Origin of the sequence: Parahoeflea olei, assembly GCF_001703635.1 — a bacterium.
Classification (GTDB): Bacteria; Pseudomonadota; Alphaproteobacteria; order Rhizobiales; family Rhizobiaceae; genus Hoeflea; species Hoeflea olei.
The window spans coordinates 50,505-66,473 of sequence record NZ_LQZT01000042.1; the positions used below are offsets into that span (position 1 = coordinate 50,505).

Here is a 15,969-nt window from a genome sequence, read left to right on the forward strand (position 1 = left end):
GGTCAGCTCCCTTCGGTCTCGACCAGGATCTCGATGCGGCGGTTGACCTCGGAGAGCGGGTTGGAGGGGTCTTTCAGGCGCCGGTCGGCAAAGCCCGAGACCTGGACAATCCGCTCTTCCGGAACGCCGCCGCGCACCAGCATGAACAGCGCCGAATGCGCGCGCGCCATCGAAAGCCGCCAGTTGTCATCCGTGCCGGACGCGAAGGGCCGGGCGTCGGTATGGCCGCGGATGGCGATCGCGCCCTTGCGCTCGGACAGGATCTCGCCGATCTTTTCCATGGCCACGACGAGATCGCGCCCCGGCACGGCTGAGCCCACCTCGAACATCCCGAAATCGAGCTGGTCGGTGATGGAAACCAGAAGCCCGCCTTCGGACGGGGTGACGGTGATGCCTTCGGCGAGCTTGCCCAGTTCGCCGCCGAGCGCCTTCGAGATCTCGTCCTTGAGCGCCTCGGCTTCGACCTCGGCCCTGGCGAGCTGTTCGGGCGACTGTTGCGCGCCGGAGCCGCCCTCGCCGTCGATCGGGGCCATCTTGTCGCCTTGCGGACCGGCGTCGGGATTGCCCGCAGCAGCCGCATCGGCGGCAGCCGGCACAGGACCCGGTCCGACACCGCTCTGCACCACCGGGTCGAGCTGGACCATGGCCTGGCCATCCTCGGGGGGCGCGCTCGATTGCTGCGCCATCTGCTTGGTCCAGAAATCCGGATCGAAAGGATCGCGATAGGCCTCGCCGCCCGAAGCGCCGGTGGCCGGGCCGGATTCTGCTGCCCCGCCGTCGCCCTTCGACGAGATATTGGTCTGCGTCCCGGTTTCCTGGGCGATCTCTGCCAGCACCGAATAGGGGTTTTCGAAGTAATCGGCTTCCGAATAGGACTGTTTTTCGCCGGCGGTGGTGTTTTCCATCTGGCCGGATTCGGCGCCCTGGCCATTGGTGGTGGCGTCGCCGTCGGTCTGGGATTTGGGTTTGGTCGCCTCGCCGTCGGAACTGTTGCCGACCTGCTTGATGCCGCGGTCGGTCGGCTGGTCGTCCATCAGCTTGATCGGGTTGAAATAGCTCGCGACCGCCGCCTTGGTTTCCTCGTTGGCGGCATTGACCAGCCACATGACGAGAAAGAACGCCATCAGCGCGGTCATGAAGTCGGCATAGGCGATCTTCCAGACGCCGCCGTGATGACCGTCCTCGCCACCGCGCCGGCGCTTGACGATGATGATTTCGTTCTTGCCCTGGTGGGTGGTCGAGGAGTCGCTCATTCAGCGGTCTCCGCCAGCGCGTCCGCCCAGGCCGCCATGCGGGTGGCGAAGCGGGTACGGTCGATCTCCACCTCGATGTCGATGCCGCCGCCGTCGCGGACGACGAGCTTGTCGGCGGCAGGCCCCAGGGTCTCGCGCAGCGCGACGACCAGGCCTTCCGGCCCGGAGACGACGATGCGGCCGGCGGCCTCGGGATCGAGACTGTCCCGGATCTCCGCGGCGAGGGCCGCGACCATCCGGGCGCGGATTGTCCGGTCGACAATCGGGGCCAGCACCGCCTCGACGCCGTCGGCGAGCTGTTCGGCGATCTCGGCGCGTTGCGCGGCCAAGGCGCCCGCAAGCGTGGCCACGGCCTTCACCTCGAGCTCGGCCCGCAGCGCCTCGAGTTCCGCCGCGTGACGCGCGGCCTCGGCCTCGCGTTCGGCCTTGTGGCGCGCGGCAAGTTCGGCGCGCACGGCGGCCTCGCCTTCCGCACGGGCCGCGGCGCGCTCGGAGGCAATGTCGATGGCAGGGAGCGTGGGTGGGGTGGACGCGCCGTCGTGACGCGACACCTGAAAGGCCGCGATATGCGTCCCTTCGAAATCCGGCAGGTACCGGGCAAGGCTGGCCGTCATGGTCTTCTCCGGCTGAGGACAGTGGCTGGCAGGTGCCGGGTCAACATCATATCCTTCGATTGGCGACGATGGGCGCCGCAGGACGCGCGCACCCAAGCGGTCACCGGCAGAATCCTAGAGAGCAAAACTTGCGTGAACATGAACAGCATCCGCCCGGCCGGTCCCCATCTGGGGCAGATGCCGTGCCCAAAACGCCGTTGGACCGCACCAAGGGCAATTTTGGCGCGGTCCAACTGATCCACCATAGCCGATGACCGGCGGCACAGCGGAATGAAGTCTCCCGATCCGTCCCCGATCAGGACGGTCTTTCGCTTAGCCCTTGAAGAGCGAGAGAATGTTCTGGGAGTTGGTGTTGGCGATCGACAGCGACTGAATGCCCAGCTGCTGCTGTGTCTGCAGTGCCTTGAGCCGCGTCGACTCCTCGTTCATGTCGGCGTCGACCAGACGGCCCACACCCTTGTCGATGGAGTCCATCAGGTTGGCGACGAAGTCTTCCTGCATCGAGACGCGCTTGTTGATCGCGCCGAGATTGGAGGCCGCGTCGGTCATCTGGCTCAGCATCGAATCGACGACGCGCAGCATGTCATCGACCTGCTGGTCGGTGGTGGTCGCGGTCAGCGCGATGGCGGCACCGGACGAGGGCGTACCCGTGGTCGAGCCGGTATCGATCAGATAGTAATTGCGGGCCGTGGTGGTGGTCGCGTCCGGATCGAGCGCGTTGGCGTCGATATCCTTGGTCAGGATGCCGAGGCTTTCGTTGGCCGCACCGATCATCGTCAGGCTGGTGACGTTGATGTCGAGCGTGGTGATGGTCACCAGGCCGTTGACGTCGCGGTTGAAGCCGCCGACCACGGATTTGGTGCCGGCCGCGGCGGTGGAGGAATTGTTGAGCCAGTTCTCGCCGGAGAACGAGGCCGATTCGGAGATCGACTTGAGCTGGTTCTTGAGCTCGGTCAGTTCCTTGTCGATCTTGGTCTTGTCGACGCCGGGCTCGCGGGCTGCCAGCAACTTGGCCTTGACCTCGGTGATCACGTCGATCGAGCTGTTCATCGCGGTATAGGCGATATCGACCTTGGCGGCGCCAAGTCCGAGCGCATCCTTGACGGTCGACAAGGCCTTGTTGTCGGACCGCATCGTGGTGGCGATCGACCAGTAGGCGGCATTGTCGCCGGCATTTTCCACACGGAAGCCGGAGGAGACGCGCGCCTGCGTCATTTCAAGATCGGAGTTGATGGTCCGAAGCGTCTGCAGTGCCGCCATGGCGGCGGTGTTGGTCATGATACTGGTCATGTGAATGCCCCAAAAATTGCCCAGGGACATACCGGCCGAAGTTCCGGTTACGGTGATCTTGCATCATGCAGACCGGTGCATACATTGCCCATGCATCCCGGTTCACCGTCGGTAATCAAGGTCTAAACGTTTATGGTTAATCGGTAGTTAACTCAACCCCAACTTCTTGCAGGTATTTGAGCGAGAACGAAAAAAAGCCGCATCGTTTCCGATGCGGCCTTGATGTTCGGGGATAACCGCGTCAGTCCGGGGACTGACTGGCTCGTTCGCTCTTAACGGAACAGCGACAGGATGTTCTGCGAGTTGGTGTTGGCGATCGTCAGCGACTGGATGCCCAGCTGCTGCTGCGTCTGCAGCGCCTTCAGACGGGTCGATTCCTCGTTCATGTCCGCATCGACCAGCCGGCCCACGCCGCTGTCGATGGAGTCCATCAGGTTGGACACGAAGTCTTCCTGCATCGAGATGCGCTTGTTGACCGCACCGAGGTTGGAGGCAGCGTCGGTCATCTGGTTCAGCATCGAATCGACGACGCGGAGCATGTCGTCGACCTGCTGGTCGGTGGTGGCCGAGGTCAGCGTGATGGCGGTACCCGAAGAGGGCGTACCCGTGGTCGAACCGGTGTCGATCAGGTAGTAGTTGCGGGCCGTGGTGGTGGTGGCGTTCGGATCGAGCGCGTTGGCGTCGATATCCTTGGTGAGGATGCCGAGGCTTTCGTTGGCCGCACCGATCAGGGTGGTCGAGGTGGTGTTCACGTCGAGCGTCGTGATCGTCACCAGGCCGTTGGAATCGCGGTTGAAGCCGCCGACGACGTTCTTGGTGCCCGAAGCGGTGGTGGAGGTGTTGTTGAGCCAGTTCTCACCCGAGAACGAAGCCGATTCCGAAATCGACACGAGCTGGTTCTTGAGCTCGGTCAGTTCCTTGTTGATCTTGGTCTTGTCGACGCCCGGCTCGCGCGCGGCCAGCAGCTTGACCTTGATTTCGGAAACCACGTCGATGGCCGAATCCATACCGGTATAGGCCACGTCCACCTTGGCGGCGCCGAGACCCAGAGCGTCCTGAACGGTTGCCAGGGCCTTGTTGTCGGAGCGCATGGTGGTCGCGATCGACCAATAGGCGGAGTTGTCGGCTGCAGTGGCGACCTTGTAACCCGAAGAAATGCGGTTCTGGGTTGTCTCCATGTCGGAGTTGATCGAACGGAGGGTCTGCAGTGCGGCCATCGCCGAGGCGTTCGTCATAATGCTTGTCATAGTAGATCGTCCCTTTAGACACGAAATTACACGGGACATGCCGGACTCAAACACCGGCAGCTACGGATACGCTTCATGCCTGCCGCCACTCATTACGTTCTGGACGGCCCGTCGCTTTACCGAGCACATTAATGACGGGTTATGGTTACAGAAGGTTTAATCCGAACTGGAAGATTTTAAATTTTCTCAGTGGGTTAAAAAAACGCCGGGGATCGCTCCCCGGCGTTCTTCAAACGGGCTCCCGGAAAGGGAGCCGCGATGCGTGCCAAGCTTAACGGAACAGCGACAGGATGTTCTGCGAGCTGTTGTTGGCGATCGACAGCGACTGGATGCCCAGCTGCTGCTGCGTCTGCAGTGCCTTCAGGCGGGTCGATTCCTCGTTCATGTCAGCGTCGACCAGACGGCCCACACCCTTGTCCACCGAGGACATCAGGTTGGAGACGAAGTCTTCCTGCATCGAGATGCGCTTGTTGACCGCACCGAGGTTGGAGGCGGCGTCGGTCATCTGGCTCAGCATCGAATCGACGGCGCGGAGCATGTCGTCGACCTGCGTGTCGGTGGTGGCCGACGTGAGCGTGATCGCCGTACCGGAGGCCTGCGTACCCGTGGTCGAACCGGTGTCGATCAGGTAGTAGTTGCGGGCGGTGGTGGTGGTGGCGTTCGGGTCGAGCGCGTTGGCGTCGATATCCTTGGTGAGGATGCCGAGGCTTTCGTTGGCCGCACCGATCAGGGTGGTCGAGGTGGTGTTCACATCGAGCGTCGTGATCGTCACCAGGCCGGACGAGTCGCGGTTGAAGCCGCCGACGATGTTCTTGGTGCCCGAAGCGGTGGTTGCGGTGTTGTTCAGCCAGTTCTCACCCGAGAACGAAGCCGATTCCGAGATCGACACGAGCTGGTTCTTGAGCTCGGTGATTTCCTTGTTGATCTTGGTCTTGTCGACGCCCGGCTCGCGTGCGGCCAGGAGCTTGACCTTGATTTCGGAAACCACGTCGATGGCCGAATCCATACCGGTATAGGCCACGTCCACCTTGGCGGCGCCGAGACCCAGAGCATCCTGAACGGTTGCAAGGGCCTTGTTGTCGGAGCGCATGGTGGTCGCGATCGACCAGTAAGCGGAGTTGTCGGCAGCGTTCTGGACCCTGTAACCCGACGAAATGCGGTTCTGCGTGGACTCCATGTCGGAGTTGATCGACCGGAGAGTCTGCAGGGCAGCCATCGCCGAAGAGTTTGTCATGATGCTTGTCATAGGGGTGTCCCTTGTTTTTACGAGATACTGAGGAGGGACATACCGGACTTATGGATTTACCGGTCACGGCGAGATGGCGTCATGCCTGTCGGAACCCGAACGCATCGGACTTCCTTGCCGTCGTGCACATCCATAGTCGCTGATCGGACTTTCGAATAGATTAATCGAAATCCAAAACCCGTTGTTATTTCAATGTGGTAAATGGTTGGTTAAAGCCGTGGAGGGATGCGCGGAAAACATTCCGGCCCCCGAGCGCCGGTCCGGCAGCGGCGCGACCGGCCGCAGCAGGCCCTGCACGGCCGGTCGCGGGACCGGAAAATCCCGCCCCCAGGCGCAGGCCTGACACGCCCCCCTGACACATGCGCAGGGCCGGCAAAAGTCCGCATGCGCGCCCGAAGCGGACGCGCGGCAGGCTAGACGAAGGAGCGAACGAGGCTGCCGACCAGCAGGTTCCAGCCGTCGATCAGGACGAAGAACAGGATCTTGAACGGCAGCGAGATCGCCGTCGGCGGCAGCATCATCATGCCCATCGACATGGTGATGGTGGCGACCACCAGGTCGATCACCAGAAACGGCAGGACCACGAGAAAACCGATTTCGAAGCCGCGCCGGATCTCGGAAATCATGAAGGCCGGCACCAGCACCCTGAGGTCGATCTTGCCCGCGGTCTCGGTGGTCTGGTTGCGCTCGGTGGCGATGTCGACGAACAGCGCGAGATCCTTGGGCCGGGTGTTGGCGAGCATGAAATCGCGGAACGGATCGGCGATGCGGCCGATCGCCTCCTGCTCCGTGATCTGGTTCTCGAGCAGCGGATTGACGCCGTTTTCCCAGGCCCGGTCGAAGGTCGGCGCCATCACGTAGAAGGTCATGAACAGGGCGAGGCTCACCAGGATCATGTTGGCCGGCGTCGTCGCCAGCCCCATGCCCGAGCGCAGGATCGCAAACGCGATGATGAAGCGCGGGAAGCTCGTCACCATGATCAGGATGCCGGGCGCCACCGACAGGACGGTGAGCAGCCCGAAGGTGCGGATGATCCAGCTTGCGACCGAGCCGTCGACCGGCAGCTGCAGCACGCTCTGGTCCAGGCCCTGCGCATGCGCCGCCGTTGCGAATGCCATCATGGCGGCAAGGGCCGTTAGAAACCGGATCATTCGATCACAAATGTCCTCATCAGGATATTGTTGACGCGGCCCTTGGACCGCAGCTTGACGCGTTCACGCAGATCGTCCTGCAGATACTGGTAGCCCCGCGGCCCCTCGATCTGCTGAAGCGAGACGGTTCGCAGGTAGGCCAGGATGTCCTCCTGGATCTTGTCGGCAAGGTCGTCGTCGGTCTCGCCGACGAACACCAGCGATACCTCGATTCGGATCCAGTTGTCGGAGGGGTATGACAGATTTGTGGTGATCGGCTCAAGCGTCACCAGGTTTTCGCGCACCCTGGCCCCGGCCTCGCCCTTCTTTTCGCCTTCGCCGCCATGGGCTGCAGGCGCCTCGGCCGCGGCCGCGGCCGCTTCCTCCTCGGCGGGCGCCACCGTCGGGGCGAGAATGCCGCCCAGAACCCAGCCGCCGCCGCCGGCGACCAGGCTGAGCACCAGCACGATCGCGATCGTGACGATCAGTCCGGACTTCTTCTTGCCGGGCGCTTCGGATTCGTCTTCGGTCTCAGCCATGGCCCGCCCCGTCAGATCGGCGAGTAGATGTCGACGAACTGCTGCCCGACCGGTGGCTGCTGAACCTCCGAAAGCCGCCCGCGGCCGCCATAGGAGACGCGCGCCTCGGCGATCTTGTCATAGGCCACGGTGTTGTTGTGGTCGACGTCGAGCGGCCGGACGATGCCGGCGACATTGAGAATGCGCAGTTCCTGGTTGACGCGGACTTCCTGGCTGCCGCTGATGACCAGGTTGCCGTTGGGCAGGATGCCGGTGACGACCGCGGCGACGCGCAGATTGAGCTTTTCGGCCCGCGCGGTCTTGCCCTGTCCCTTGGTCGAGGTGTCCGAGCCGTAATTGATGTCGCCCGCCCCCACGGCGCCGATCGCCGGAATGTTCAGGCCCAGATTCATGGCGGACGAGTTGACCCGGCTGCGGTCGGTGTTGTTGTCGAAGCTGGCCTTCTCGTTGATCGCCAGATCGACGGTCAAAATGTCGCCGACGCTGACCGCACGGGCATCCTGGAACAGCTTGGAGCTGCGGTCGTCCCACAGCGAGAAACTGCCCGAACGCTGCGGCGGCTGCTTCGGATAGGCCGCCATCTGCGGGGTTTCGCCATAGGCGAGGCCCGAGCCGACGGGGCTCATCGAGGGAGCGCGGCCGATCTCGCGAAGGGTCTGGGAGCTCTCGCAGGCGGTGAGCGAGAGGGCGAGAGCGGTGAATGCGACAGCCCTGATCATGACGGGTCCTTGGGTTTGTCGGCAGACGCCGCGGAGGCGATGATGCCGGTCAGGCCCGCGGCCTTGGTGGAGTCCATCTCGTTGAGGATGGAGCTTGCAAGCCGTGGATTGAGTTTCATGATGATCGCCGCGGCGACTTCGGGACTGAGGATCTCGAGTTGCTGCGCCGCGGCGTCCGATTTCATGTTCTTGTAGATGTCGACCAGCTGGGATTCGGCCACGCGCATGAATTCCTCACGCTTCTTGAGCCACTCCTTGTACTGGCTGGACTTCTCCTCGAGCCGCTTGAGGCGTTCGTCGACGCCGGCCTGCAGGTCCTCGAGTTCCTTCTTCTGGAGCAGGTAGCGCTGGTCGCGCGCAGCATCGACGATATTGCCGCAGAAGGCGCGGACATCCTCGTCCGAGGTCGCGGGCGGCGCCTGCTGGGCAAGCGCGCCCGACACGAGTAGGCCAGCCGCCAGCACAGAGGCGGGACCAAGCCGCCGAAGCGATACCAGGCTTGAGGGATGACGCGGGAGTCTCATTGCAACACCAGTTCCGCATGCAGCGCACCGGCCGACTTGATGCCCTGGAGAATGGCAATGATGCCGTCCGGCTTGACGCCGATGGAATTGAGGCCGGCGACCAGCGTGCGCAGATCCGGCCCGTCGATGATGGCGACCTTGCCGCCGTCGACGCCCGCGGTGATGTCGGTCAGCGGCTCGACCGCGGTCACGCCGTCGGAGAAGGGCGCCGGCTGCACCACTGTCGGGGTTTCGTTGATCTGGACGGTGAGCGTGCCATGGGTGACGGCGACGCGGGAGACCCGCACGTCGTTGCCGATGACGATGGTGCCGGTGCGTTCGTTGATGACCACGCGCGCGGGCGCATCGGTTTCCACGACCAGGCCCTCGATCTCGGCGGTCAGCCGGGCGAGATCGGCATTGTCGGGCTTGCGCACCGCCACGGTGGTGGAATCGCGCGCCTCGGCGATGGCCGCGCCGTAGCGTTCCTTCGAATAGGCGTTGATCACGTCGGCCATGCCGACGGCCGTGGAGAAGTCAGGGTTGCGCAGCTGGTAGACCAGCCCGCCGACCTGCTTGAAGGAGGCCGGGATCTCGCGTTCGATGATGGCGCCGCCGGGCAGCCGGCCGGCAGTGGCCACGCCCTGCTGCAGCGTGGCGGCCTGGCCTTCGGCGGCCATGGCGGAAACGACCACCGAGCCTTGCGCGACCGCATAGATCTGGCCGTCGGCGCCCGACAGCGAGGTCATGACCAGCGTGCCGCCGCGCAGCGACGTGGCGTCGCCGAGCGAGGAGACGCTGACATCGATGCGCGAGCCGATGCTGGCGAAGGGCGGCAGGTTGGCGGTGACGATGACGGCCGCGACATTGTTGGCGCGCGACGCGCCGCCTTCGGTGGAAATGCCGAGATTCTGCAGCATCGCGCGCAGCGACTGCTCGGTGAAGGGCGAGTTGCGCAAGCCGTCGCCGGTGCCCTGCAGGCCGACCACCAGGCCGTAACCGATCAACTGGTTGTCGCGCGCGGCCTGCAGCGAGGCGACGTCCTTGATGCGGGAGGCGGCGGCCGCGCTGTGCACGCCGACGACCTCGCCGAGCAAACCGCGGTCGAGGCCTGTTCCGGCCAGGCCGGCAAGGGCCAGGCAGACGCCGGCGAGTTTTGCGAAACGGCCGATCATTGCGAAGCCACCCGGATGCTGCCGTCATCCATGACGGTGCCGTTGATGATGACGCCGGACTCGATGTTGCGGACCGGGACGAAGTCGCCGATGGCGCCGTTCTTCAGCGGCGTGCCTTCGGCGGTGATGGTGAGGCCGCCGCCGGAGAAGACCAGCCTGACGGTTGCGCCGCGCTCGACCGCCCAGGCGTCGCGCAGCACGCCGACCGGGATGGTGCGCCCGGGCAGAAGCGTGCGGGTGGTCACCTTGCCGAGCACCTCGGCGGTGACTTCGGCATAGCCTGCGGCGAGATTGGGGTTGGTGACCGGCACTTCGCGCACCAGCGAGGCGTCGATCGCCTCTCCCGGATAGATGGTCCGTTCGGGCACCACCGCCGTCCCCTGCCCGGCCTGCGCCGGCGCCGCAGCGCCAAGCACGCCGGCGAGCACGAAGGCCAAGCGGGAAAACCGGGTCAGAGCGGAGAGAGGGCCAAACGTCATGTTTGCCGGGTCCTTCGGTTACCTGAGGTTCTTGGAGACCACCGACGCCATCTCATCGGCGGCCTGGATGATCTTCGAATTCATTTCATAGGCCCGCTGCGCGGAGATCAGGTCGGTGATTTCCTTGACCGGATCGACATTGGAGCCTTCGAGATAGTTCTGGCGGATGGAGCCGAAGCCGGGGTCGGCAGGAACGCCCACGGTGGGGCCGCCCGAAGCCGGCGTCTCGCGGAACAGGTTGTCGCCGAGCGGCTCGAGACCGGCTTCGTTGACGAAGGTGGCGAGCGTGAGCTGGCCCAGTTCCTGCATTTCGGGTTCATTGCCGATGCGGGCAAAGATCTGGCCCGATGCCGAGACGACCACTTCGGTGGCGCCGTCGGGGAAGGTGATGCCGGGAACGACCGTGTAGCCGTCGATGGTGACGAGCTGGCCATCGGCATTGGTGTTGAAGGAGCCCGCACGGGTGTAGTTGGTCTGCCCGTCGGGCATTTCCACCTGGAACCAGCCGCGGCCGACCAGGGCGAGATCGAGATCGTTGCCGGTGCCGACCATCGGGCCCTGGATGTGCAGGTTGCGCACGGCCGAGGTCTGGACGCCGAGACCGATATGGGCACCTTCCGGCACGATCGCCTGGTTGGAGGCATTGGCGACGCCGGCATTGCGCTCGACCTGGTAGAGAAGGTCGGAGAATTCCGCGCGGGCGCGCTTGAAGCCGGTGGTGTTGATGTTCGCCACGTTGTTGGCGATCACTTCGAGATTGAGCTGCTGGGCGTTCATGCCGGTGGCAGCGATGGCCAAAGCCTTCATGGCGGTATCCTCTTAGATTTGCATCCGGGCGATTTCGAGATAGGCGGTCACCAGCTTGTCGCGGATCGCCACGGCGGTCTGCAGCGATTGCTCGGCGGTCATCAGCGCGTCGACGACATCGCGCGTGGCGGCCTCGCCGCGCACGGCTGCGAAGGACTGCCCCTCGGCCACCTTCAGGTTGTCCATCACGCCCTCGCCGAGCGACTGCATCACATCGGAAAAGGAATTGCCCTTGAGCGCCGAGACCGCGGAGCCGGCCATCTGCGACATCGAGGCCGCGCTTGCGAGTTCGGTTTCCTTGGTGCCGGCCAGCCGCGAAAACGCGCTTGTCGCACTGATGGTGTCGATCATTGTCCGGCCCTCAGGAGATCGATCGTCAAGGAGACCAGTTCGCGGGTCTGCTTGACGGTCTGGAGATTGGCTTCATAGGAGCGGTTGGCTTCGCGCATGTCGGCAAGCTCGATGAGCACGTTGACATTGGGAAGCTTGACCATGCCGTCTTCATTGGCGGCGGGATTGCCCGGATCGTATTCGATGTTGAATTCGCCCGGATCGGTGGCGATCCTGGAGACCTTGGCACTCGAGGCGCCGAGAGCGCGGTCGAGTTCCCAGGAGAAGCTGATGGTCTTGCGGCGATAGGCGTCGGAGCCGGGCGTGTCGCCGGTGGACTGGGCGTTGGCCAGGTTTTCCGACAGGATGCGCATGCGGGTTTCCTGGACGTCGAGGCCCGAGGAGGCGATGCGCGAGGCCAGCGAAAGCGGATCGACGACCATCAGCGTTTCACCGTCAGAAGCATCATGCGGTGAAAGGCCTTCACCATGCCGGTGTTGAGCTCATACATGCGTTTGATCTCTCCCGTTTTACTCAGTTCGTCGGGCAGGTTGACGGAGTTCCCGGATGGCAGGACCTCCACGCCGCGGTTGTCGCTGCTGGAGACGGAACCGCGGATGCTGTCTTCCTGGAAATGGCCCGGTTGGGTCGCGGCCATGCGCGTCCCGGTTTCCTGGAGCACCGCCTCGAAGGCGGCCACGTCGCGGGCCGCATAGCCGGGCGTATTGGCATTGGCGATGTTTCCGGCGACGACGCTCTGGCGCACGGTAAGCCAGTGCGCCTGTTTGGATGTCAGATCGAAAAGCTGGATCGGTTGCATGACATGTCTCCGTCCTGTGCAAGCCCGGAAACTAGGCGCCTAATCTTGTGCGTGCCTTGCGACCGGCAGCGGCCGCTCATTGTTCCGGTGCGCTTCCGGAAACAAGGCCGGCCCCGGGCGCGAAAGATCGCCCGGGGCCGCGAGTCTCAATCGCGAATCACATCGCCGTTGGAGGTGACGATCACCCATTTGCCGCCGCGCTGCTCGAGCGTGGCAAGGCGGGAATTGTCGGGCAGCACTGAGCCGATGCGCACCACATACATGCCCGATTTGTCCTCGATCAGCGCGCGGCCGTTGGCGACATGCAAAAGCCGGTATTGCGGCTTGCCGGGGAAGGAGAGATTGGGATCCTCGGGAAGCACCGTCGCCCCGCCGCCGCCCTCGCCCGGATTGGGCACGGTGGCGGTGATGATCGGATCGAAGGCCGAATGCGGCTCCGAGCCGTCCTTTTCATCGGGAATGGCGAGCGGCGAAACATTGACGAGGCCCCGCCCCTGGATCTCGGGCAAATCGCGGGTGTCGTCATAGCCCATCGGGGCGATGCCGAAGCTTTCCTGGTTGAAGAACACGTACCAGGGGAAGAAGGCCGCAGCCGTCGCCAGCAGGAAACCGGTCACGGCGAAAACCCGGTCGCCGGCGCGGCGCCCGCTCCGCGCGGCGGGTGCGGCGTCGTCCTCATCGAGGTCGTCGATCATCTCGGTCACTATCGGGTCCTTTCCTTGGCTGAGCCCGCGGTGGGAATGCCGGCGGCGGCCTTCATGGCTTCGGCCAGTTCAGCGAAGGCATCGTGGCTGGGCGGCTGTTCGGGAGTCTGGCGCAGGATGTCGTAGATCACCGGCGCCTGCTTGATGGCCATGTCGAGTTCGGCATCGGAGCCGGCCCGGTAGCCGCCGATCAGGCGCAGGTCGCGGGTTTCTTCAAAGCGGTGGATCAGCGCCTTCAGGCGCATGACCAGCTTCTCCTCGTCCCCGCGCCAGGCCTTGCGGGCAAGACGCGAGATCGAGGTCAGCGGGTTGACCGGCGGATAGCGCCCCTCGTCGGCGAGCGCGCGGTCGAGCACAAGGTGACCGTCGAGAATGCCGCGGGCGGAGTCGGCGACCGGATCGTTGTGGTTGTCGCCGTCGACCAGGATCGAGACGATCGCCGTGATCGCCCCTGCCCCTTCGGGTCCCGGACCGGCGCGTTCGAGCAGCCCCGGAAGCGCGGTGAAGACCGAGGCCGGGTAGCCGCGCGCCACCGGCGGCTCGCCCGCCGCCATGCCGATCTCGCGCAGCGCATGGGCAAAGCGGGTCAGGCTGTCGACGATCAGAAGCACGTTCTCGCCGGTGTCGCGGAAATGCTCGGCCACCGCCATCGCGGTCAATGGCGCGAGCTTGCGCTGCATCGGGCTTTCGTCGCTGGTGGCGACCACCGCCACGGTCTTGGCCATGTTCGGGCCCAGCGTATCTTCGATGAATTCGCGCACCTCACGGCCGCGCTCGCCGACGAGCGCCACCACCGCGCGGTCGAAATCGGCGGCCTTGGCGAACATCGAGAGCAGCGTGGACTTGCCCACGCCCGAGCCTGCGAAAATGCCGAGCCGCTGGCCCTGGCAGATCGGCGTGAAGATATCCACCACCCGGATGCCGGTGCGCAGCGGCGCATCGACCCTCTGGCGCATCATCGAAGCCGGCGGGGCGCCGGTGACGACGCGCGACACCGGACCCTGCGACAGCGCACCGAGCCCGTCGACCGGCTCGCCCAGCGAATTGATGGTGCGCCCGCACCAGCTCTCGTCGGGCGAGATCCGGAACGCGCCGCGGCGCCAGACCCGTTCGCCGATGCCGGCCTGCGAGCCATTGTCGACCGGACAGGCGACGATTTCCTCGGTGCCGAGGCTCACGACCTCGGCCAGCTTGACCCTGTCGCCGTGGCGGAAGCTGAGATATTCGCCGATGCGGACATGGCGCGACAGGCCGGCGACGACACACCGTCCGGGCGCCACCGAGGTGACGACCCCGGATATGTCGCAGCAGCCTTCGGGCGTTGTGAATTCCCGTACCTTTTCGGCGAGCCGGGCCAGACCCAGGCCCCCGCTCATCGCGCACCCTCCGGCACGATCGACCGTTCATGAACAAAGCCGGCTGTCATGGAACTCACCTGCCGCTGCCGAGCGTCTGGATCGCTTCCTTGAAGACGTCCTCGGTCGCCTTCATCATCGCCGTGGCGTTTTCGAAAGCGCGCGAGAGCATGATCAGACGGCTCATTTCAGAGACCGGATTGACGTTGGATTCCTCGACATAGCCCTGCAGCAGGCCGGCGCTGTTGGCATCGACCAGCGGCTGCGGCGGAACGGTCGGAACGATGCCGAGCGACGCCTTGCGCTGGAAGCCCTGGGTCAGGTCTGCCTCGAAGAGCCCGATGGCGCCCAGCCGGACGCCGTCCTGCTGGAGGCCGCCGTCACGCCCCGCGCGCGGCTCCGAACCGGCCGGATTGAGCTGGATCGGGGCTTCGCCCGGATCGAGCACCGGATAGCCGTCGATGTTGACGAGCTGGCCGTTGTCGCTGATGGTGAAGCGGCCGTCACGCGTGAGCATCTTCCCGGTGGGGGTTTCGATCATGAACCAGGCATCGCCGCGAATGGCGAAGTCGAGCTGGTTGCCGGTGGCATTGAGGCCGCCATTGGCGGTGTTGAGGAATTCCTCGCCCTGGTTGACAAAGGAGACATTGGCAACGCCGGTGTCCGCAAGCACTTCGTTGAACTTGACCTCGGTGGCCCGGAACCCGGTGGTGTTGGCGTTGGCGACGTTGTCGGCCAGCGTGGTCAGGCGGCGTTCGAGCGCGATCTGGGACGAAATGGCAACATAGAGCGAACCCTGCATCAGCGTCCTCCAAGCTTGAGATTGTTGATGGTCAGCATCAGTTCCGGGGAGATACCGAAGCCGGAGGACGAGCCGAGCAAGAGGCTCGAATCGAAGGCGGTGAAGGACGGATTGTCGAGTTCCCACAGGGCGGTGAAGCGCTGCATGAACTTGTCGAGCTTCTCGGGATCCTTGAAATCCTCGACGTCGAGACGGGCGCTGATCAGGTCGGCCTGCCGGTCGACATCGGTGCCGGCAAGATCGGACGACAGCCCGAGTGCGGTCTGCACCACCTGGTAGAGCGCGGGATCGGCCAGGATGCCGTAGACCGAGCCGATCTCGGGCGCGGTGCGCTGGAAGTAGAGCGCGAGCCGCACGCCGGTGTTGTCCTCGCCCGCTTCCTGTTCGAGCGACAGGCGGAGATACTTGTCGACCGTGCCCTGCTGCGCCTTGGTAAAGACGGTCGCGGTCTCGCCATGGGCGGCGAAATTATAGGTCTCGGCGAATTCCTTGTACTTGCTGTCGGCCAGCTGGTTGGCAAAGGAATCCTCGTTCTGCACCCCTTCGGTCAGCACCTTGCGCATGAAGGCCTTGGCATAGGCCATGTCCTCGAGGCCGTGCGCCTTCATGGCATAGTTGAACACCCGGGTGTCGGCCATGAATTCGTCGATGGATTTGATCTCGGAGATCCGCGACAGATAATATTCGCTTTCGCGCGCCACCTGCGGCTGGCTGGCGATCCGCTCGATGGAACGCGGCAGATCCCGCGCAATCAGACTGTAGCTGGTATAAGTCGTCGTCACCGGCGTACCCCTTTTCGGTCCGTCAGGGCGCATCGCCTATCGCGACATGGCGCAGCCGCCCGCATAGCTGTTCCAGATTAGGACACGTTGCTTGCGCGAGGCTGTAGGTCACGACAGACCGTTAGGCAGGGAGGCAGATTCAGCTTCACACAAGGCTCAAGCCGTAGGCACTAG

Annotated in this window: 19 protein-coding genes; all 19 read right to left on the bottom strand. The window is 64.4% G+C overall.

Annotation, left to right across the window (positions count from 1 at the left end):
• Positions 1-2: 2 nt before the first annotated feature.
• Complete coding sequence (locus tag AWJ14_RS16935; RefSeq protein WP_066181903.1) at positions 3-1,253, bottom strand: MotB family protein; 1,251 nt, start codon at positions 1,251-1,253, stop codon at positions 3-5.
• A complete protein-coding gene (locus AWJ14_RS16940; RefSeq protein ID WP_066181906.1) occupies positions 1,250-1,867 on the bottom strand; it encodes a hypothetical protein in 618 nt (205 codons plus the stop codon). The genes AWJ14_RS16935 and AWJ14_RS16940 overlap by 4 nt, the downstream gene beginning before the upstream one ends.
• Before the next feature lie 312 nt (positions 1,868-2,179).
• Positions 2,180-3,157, bottom strand: a complete 978-nt coding sequence (locus AWJ14_RS16945; RefSeq protein WP_066182717.1) for a flagellin N-terminal helical domain-containing protein — start codon at positions 3,155-3,157, stop codon at positions 2,180-2,182.
• Between the two features lie 272 nt (positions 3,158-3,429).
• Entirely contained in the window at positions 3,430-4,404 is a 975-nt protein-coding gene (locus tag AWJ14_RS16950) for a flagellin N-terminal helical domain-containing protein (RefSeq protein ID WP_066181909.1), read from the bottom strand.
• Positions 4,405-4,675: 271 nt separating this feature from the next.
• On the bottom strand, positions 4,676-5,650 hold the full coding sequence (locus AWJ14_RS16955) for a flagellin N-terminal helical domain-containing protein (protein ID WP_066181912.1): 975 nt from the start codon (positions 5,648-5,650) through the stop codon (positions 4,676-4,678).
• A gap of 413 nt (positions 5,651-6,063) precedes the next feature.
• Positions 6,064-6,801, bottom strand: coding sequence for a flagellar type III secretion system pore protein FliP (gene fliP / locus AWJ14_RS16960; protein ID WP_066181915.1), 738 nt, complete (start codon positions 6,799-6,801; stop codon positions 6,064-6,066).
• Positions 6,798-7,319 carry a flagellar basal body-associated FliL family protein gene (locus AWJ14_RS16965; RefSeq protein WP_066181918.1) on the bottom strand — a complete coding sequence of 174 codons (522 nt, stop codon included), beginning with the start codon at positions 7,317-7,319 and terminating at the stop codon, positions 6,798-6,800. Before AWJ14_RS16965 ends, fliP begins: the two co-directional genes overlap by 4 nt.
• 11 nt (positions 7,320-7,330) lie before the next feature.
• Entirely contained in the window at positions 7,331-8,038 is a 708-nt protein-coding gene (gene flgH / locus AWJ14_RS16970) for a flagellar basal body L-ring protein FlgH (RefSeq protein ID WP_066181921.1), read from the bottom strand.
• A complete protein-coding gene (locus AWJ14_RS16975; protein WP_066181924.1) occupies positions 8,035-8,562 on the bottom strand; it encodes a MotE family protein in 528 nt (175 codons plus the stop codon). Before AWJ14_RS16975 ends, flgH begins: the two co-directional genes overlap by 4 nt.
• Positions 8,559-9,716 (bottom strand): flagellar basal body P-ring protein FlgI, encoded by a 1,158-nt coding sequence (locus AWJ14_RS16980; RefSeq protein ID WP_171904899.1) that lies wholly within the window; start codon positions 9,714-9,716, stop codon positions 8,559-8,561. The genes AWJ14_RS16975 and AWJ14_RS16980 overlap by 4 nt, the downstream gene beginning before the upstream one ends.
• Positions 9,713-10,195 carry a flagellar basal body P-ring formation chaperone FlgA gene (gene flgA, locus AWJ14_RS16985; protein WP_066181927.1) on the bottom strand — a complete coding sequence of 161 codons (483 nt, stop codon included), beginning with the start codon at positions 10,193-10,195 and terminating at the stop codon, positions 9,713-9,715. Before flgA ends, AWJ14_RS16980 begins: the two co-directional genes overlap by 4 nt.
• Positions 10,196-10,213: 18 nt before the next feature.
• On the bottom strand, positions 10,214-11,002 hold the full coding sequence (flgG, locus tag AWJ14_RS16990; protein ID WP_066181930.1) for a flagellar basal-body rod protein FlgG: 789 nt from the start codon (positions 11,000-11,002) through the stop codon (positions 10,214-10,216).
• A gap of 12 nt (positions 11,003-11,014) precedes the next feature.
• Positions 11,015-11,353 carry a flagellar hook-basal body complex protein FliE gene (fliE, locus tag AWJ14_RS16995; protein WP_066181932.1) on the bottom strand — a complete coding sequence of 113 codons (339 nt, stop codon included), beginning with the start codon at positions 11,351-11,353 and terminating at the stop codon, positions 11,015-11,017.
• Positions 11,350-11,775, bottom strand: coding sequence for a flagellar basal body rod protein FlgC (gene flgC / locus AWJ14_RS17000; protein WP_066181934.1), 426 nt, complete (start codon positions 11,773-11,775; stop codon positions 11,350-11,352). Before flgC ends, fliE begins: the two co-directional genes overlap by 4 nt.
• Entirely contained in the window at positions 11,775-12,152 is a 378-nt protein-coding gene (gene flgB / locus AWJ14_RS17005) for a flagellar basal body rod protein FlgB (RefSeq protein ID WP_066181937.1), read from the bottom strand. The genes flgC and flgB overlap by 1 nt, the downstream gene beginning before the upstream one ends.
• Positions 12,153-12,298: 146 nt before the next feature.
• Positions 12,299-12,847 carry a flagellar protein gene (locus tag AWJ14_RS17010; RefSeq protein WP_066182725.1) on the bottom strand — a complete coding sequence of 183 codons (549 nt, stop codon included), beginning with the start codon at positions 12,845-12,847 and terminating at the stop codon, positions 12,299-12,301.
• An 8-nt stretch (positions 12,848-12,855) separates the two neighbouring features.
• Positions 12,856-14,232, bottom strand: coding sequence for a flagellar protein export ATPase FliI (gene fliI / locus AWJ14_RS17015; protein WP_066181939.1), 1,377 nt, complete (start codon positions 14,230-14,232; stop codon positions 12,856-12,858).
• Between the two features lie 55 nt (positions 14,233-14,287).
• A complete protein-coding gene (gene flgF / locus AWJ14_RS17020) occupies positions 14,288-15,013 on the bottom strand; it encodes a flagellar basal-body rod protein FlgF (protein WP_066181944.1) in 726 nt (241 codons plus the stop codon).
• Positions 15,013-15,795, bottom strand: coding sequence for a DUF1217 domain-containing protein (locus AWJ14_RS17025; protein ID WP_066181947.1), 783 nt, complete (start codon positions 15,793-15,795; stop codon positions 15,013-15,015). Before AWJ14_RS17025 ends, flgF begins: the two co-directional genes overlap by 1 nt.
• Positions 15,796-15,969: the final 174 nt, after the last annotated feature.

What these genes read in the sequence shown, in the direction of transcription:
- AWJ14_RS16935 (WP_066181903.1), bottom strand. Translation starts at nt 1,253, where the DNA reads ATGAGCGACTCCTCGACCACCCACCAGGGCAAGAACGAAATCATCATC.
- AWJ14_RS16940 (WP_066181906.1), bottom strand. Translation starts at nt 1,867, where the DNA reads ATGACGGCCAGCCTTGCCCGGTACCTGCCGGATTTCGAAGGGACGCAT.
- AWJ14_RS16945 (WP_066182717.1), bottom strand. Translation starts at nt 3,157, where the DNA reads ATGACCAGTATCATGACCAACACCGCCGCCATGGCGGCACTGCAGACG.
- AWJ14_RS16950 (WP_066181909.1), bottom strand. Translation starts at nt 4,404, where the DNA reads ATGACAAGCATTATGACGAACGCCTCGGCGATGGCCGCACTGCAGACC.
- AWJ14_RS16955 (WP_066181912.1), bottom strand. Translation starts at nt 5,650, where the DNA reads ATGACAAGCATCATGACAAACTCTTCGGCGATGGCTGCCCTGCAGACT.
- fliP (WP_066181915.1), bottom strand. Translation starts at nt 6,801, where the DNA reads ATGATCCGGTTTCTAACGGCCCTTGCCGCCATGATGGCATTCGCAACG.
- AWJ14_RS16965 (WP_066181918.1), bottom strand. Translation starts at nt 7,319, where the DNA reads ATGGCTGAGACCGAAGACGAATCCGAAGCGCCCGGCAAGAAGAAGTCC.
- flgH (WP_066181921.1), bottom strand. Translation starts at nt 8,038, where the DNA reads ATGATCAGGGCTGTCGCATTCACCGCTCTCGCCCTCTCGCTCACCGCC.
- AWJ14_RS16975 (WP_066181924.1), bottom strand. Translation starts at nt 8,562, where the DNA reads ATGAGACTCCCGCGTCATCCCTCAAGCCTGGTATCGCTTCGGCGGCTT.
- AWJ14_RS16980 (WP_171904899.1), bottom strand. Translation starts at nt 9,716, where the DNA reads ATGATCGGCCGTTTCGCAAAACTCGCCGGCGTCTGCCTGGCCCTTGCC.
- flgA (WP_066181927.1), bottom strand. Translation starts at nt 10,195, where the DNA reads ATGACGTTTGGCCCTCTCTCCGCTCTGACCCGGTTTTCCCGCTTGGCC.
- flgG (WP_066181930.1), bottom strand. Translation starts at nt 11,002, where the DNA reads ATGAAGGCTTTGGCCATCGCTGCCACCGGCATGAACGCCCAGCAGCTC.
- fliE (WP_066181932.1), bottom strand. Translation starts at nt 11,353, where the DNA reads ATGATCGACACCATCAGTGCGACAAGCGCGTTTTCGCGGCTGGCCGGC.
- flgC (WP_066181934.1), bottom strand. Translation starts at nt 11,775, where the DNA reads ATGGTCGTCGATCCGCTTTCGCTGGCCTCGCGCATCGCCTCCTCGGGC.
- flgB (WP_066181937.1), bottom strand. Translation starts at nt 12,152, where the DNA reads ATGCAACCGATCCAGCTTTTCGATCTGACATCCAAACAGGCGCACTGG.
- AWJ14_RS17010 (WP_066182725.1), bottom strand. Translation starts at nt 12,847, where the DNA reads ATGATCGACGACCTCGATGAGGACGACGCCGCACCCGCCGCGCGGAGC.
- fliI (WP_066181939.1), bottom strand. Translation starts at nt 14,232, where the DNA reads ATGAGCGGGGGCCTGGGTCTGGCCCGGCTCGCCGAAAAGGTACGGGAA.
- flgF (WP_066181944.1), bottom strand. Translation starts at nt 15,013, where the DNA reads ATGCAGGGTTCGCTCTATGTTGCCATTTCGTCCCAGATCGCGCTCGAA.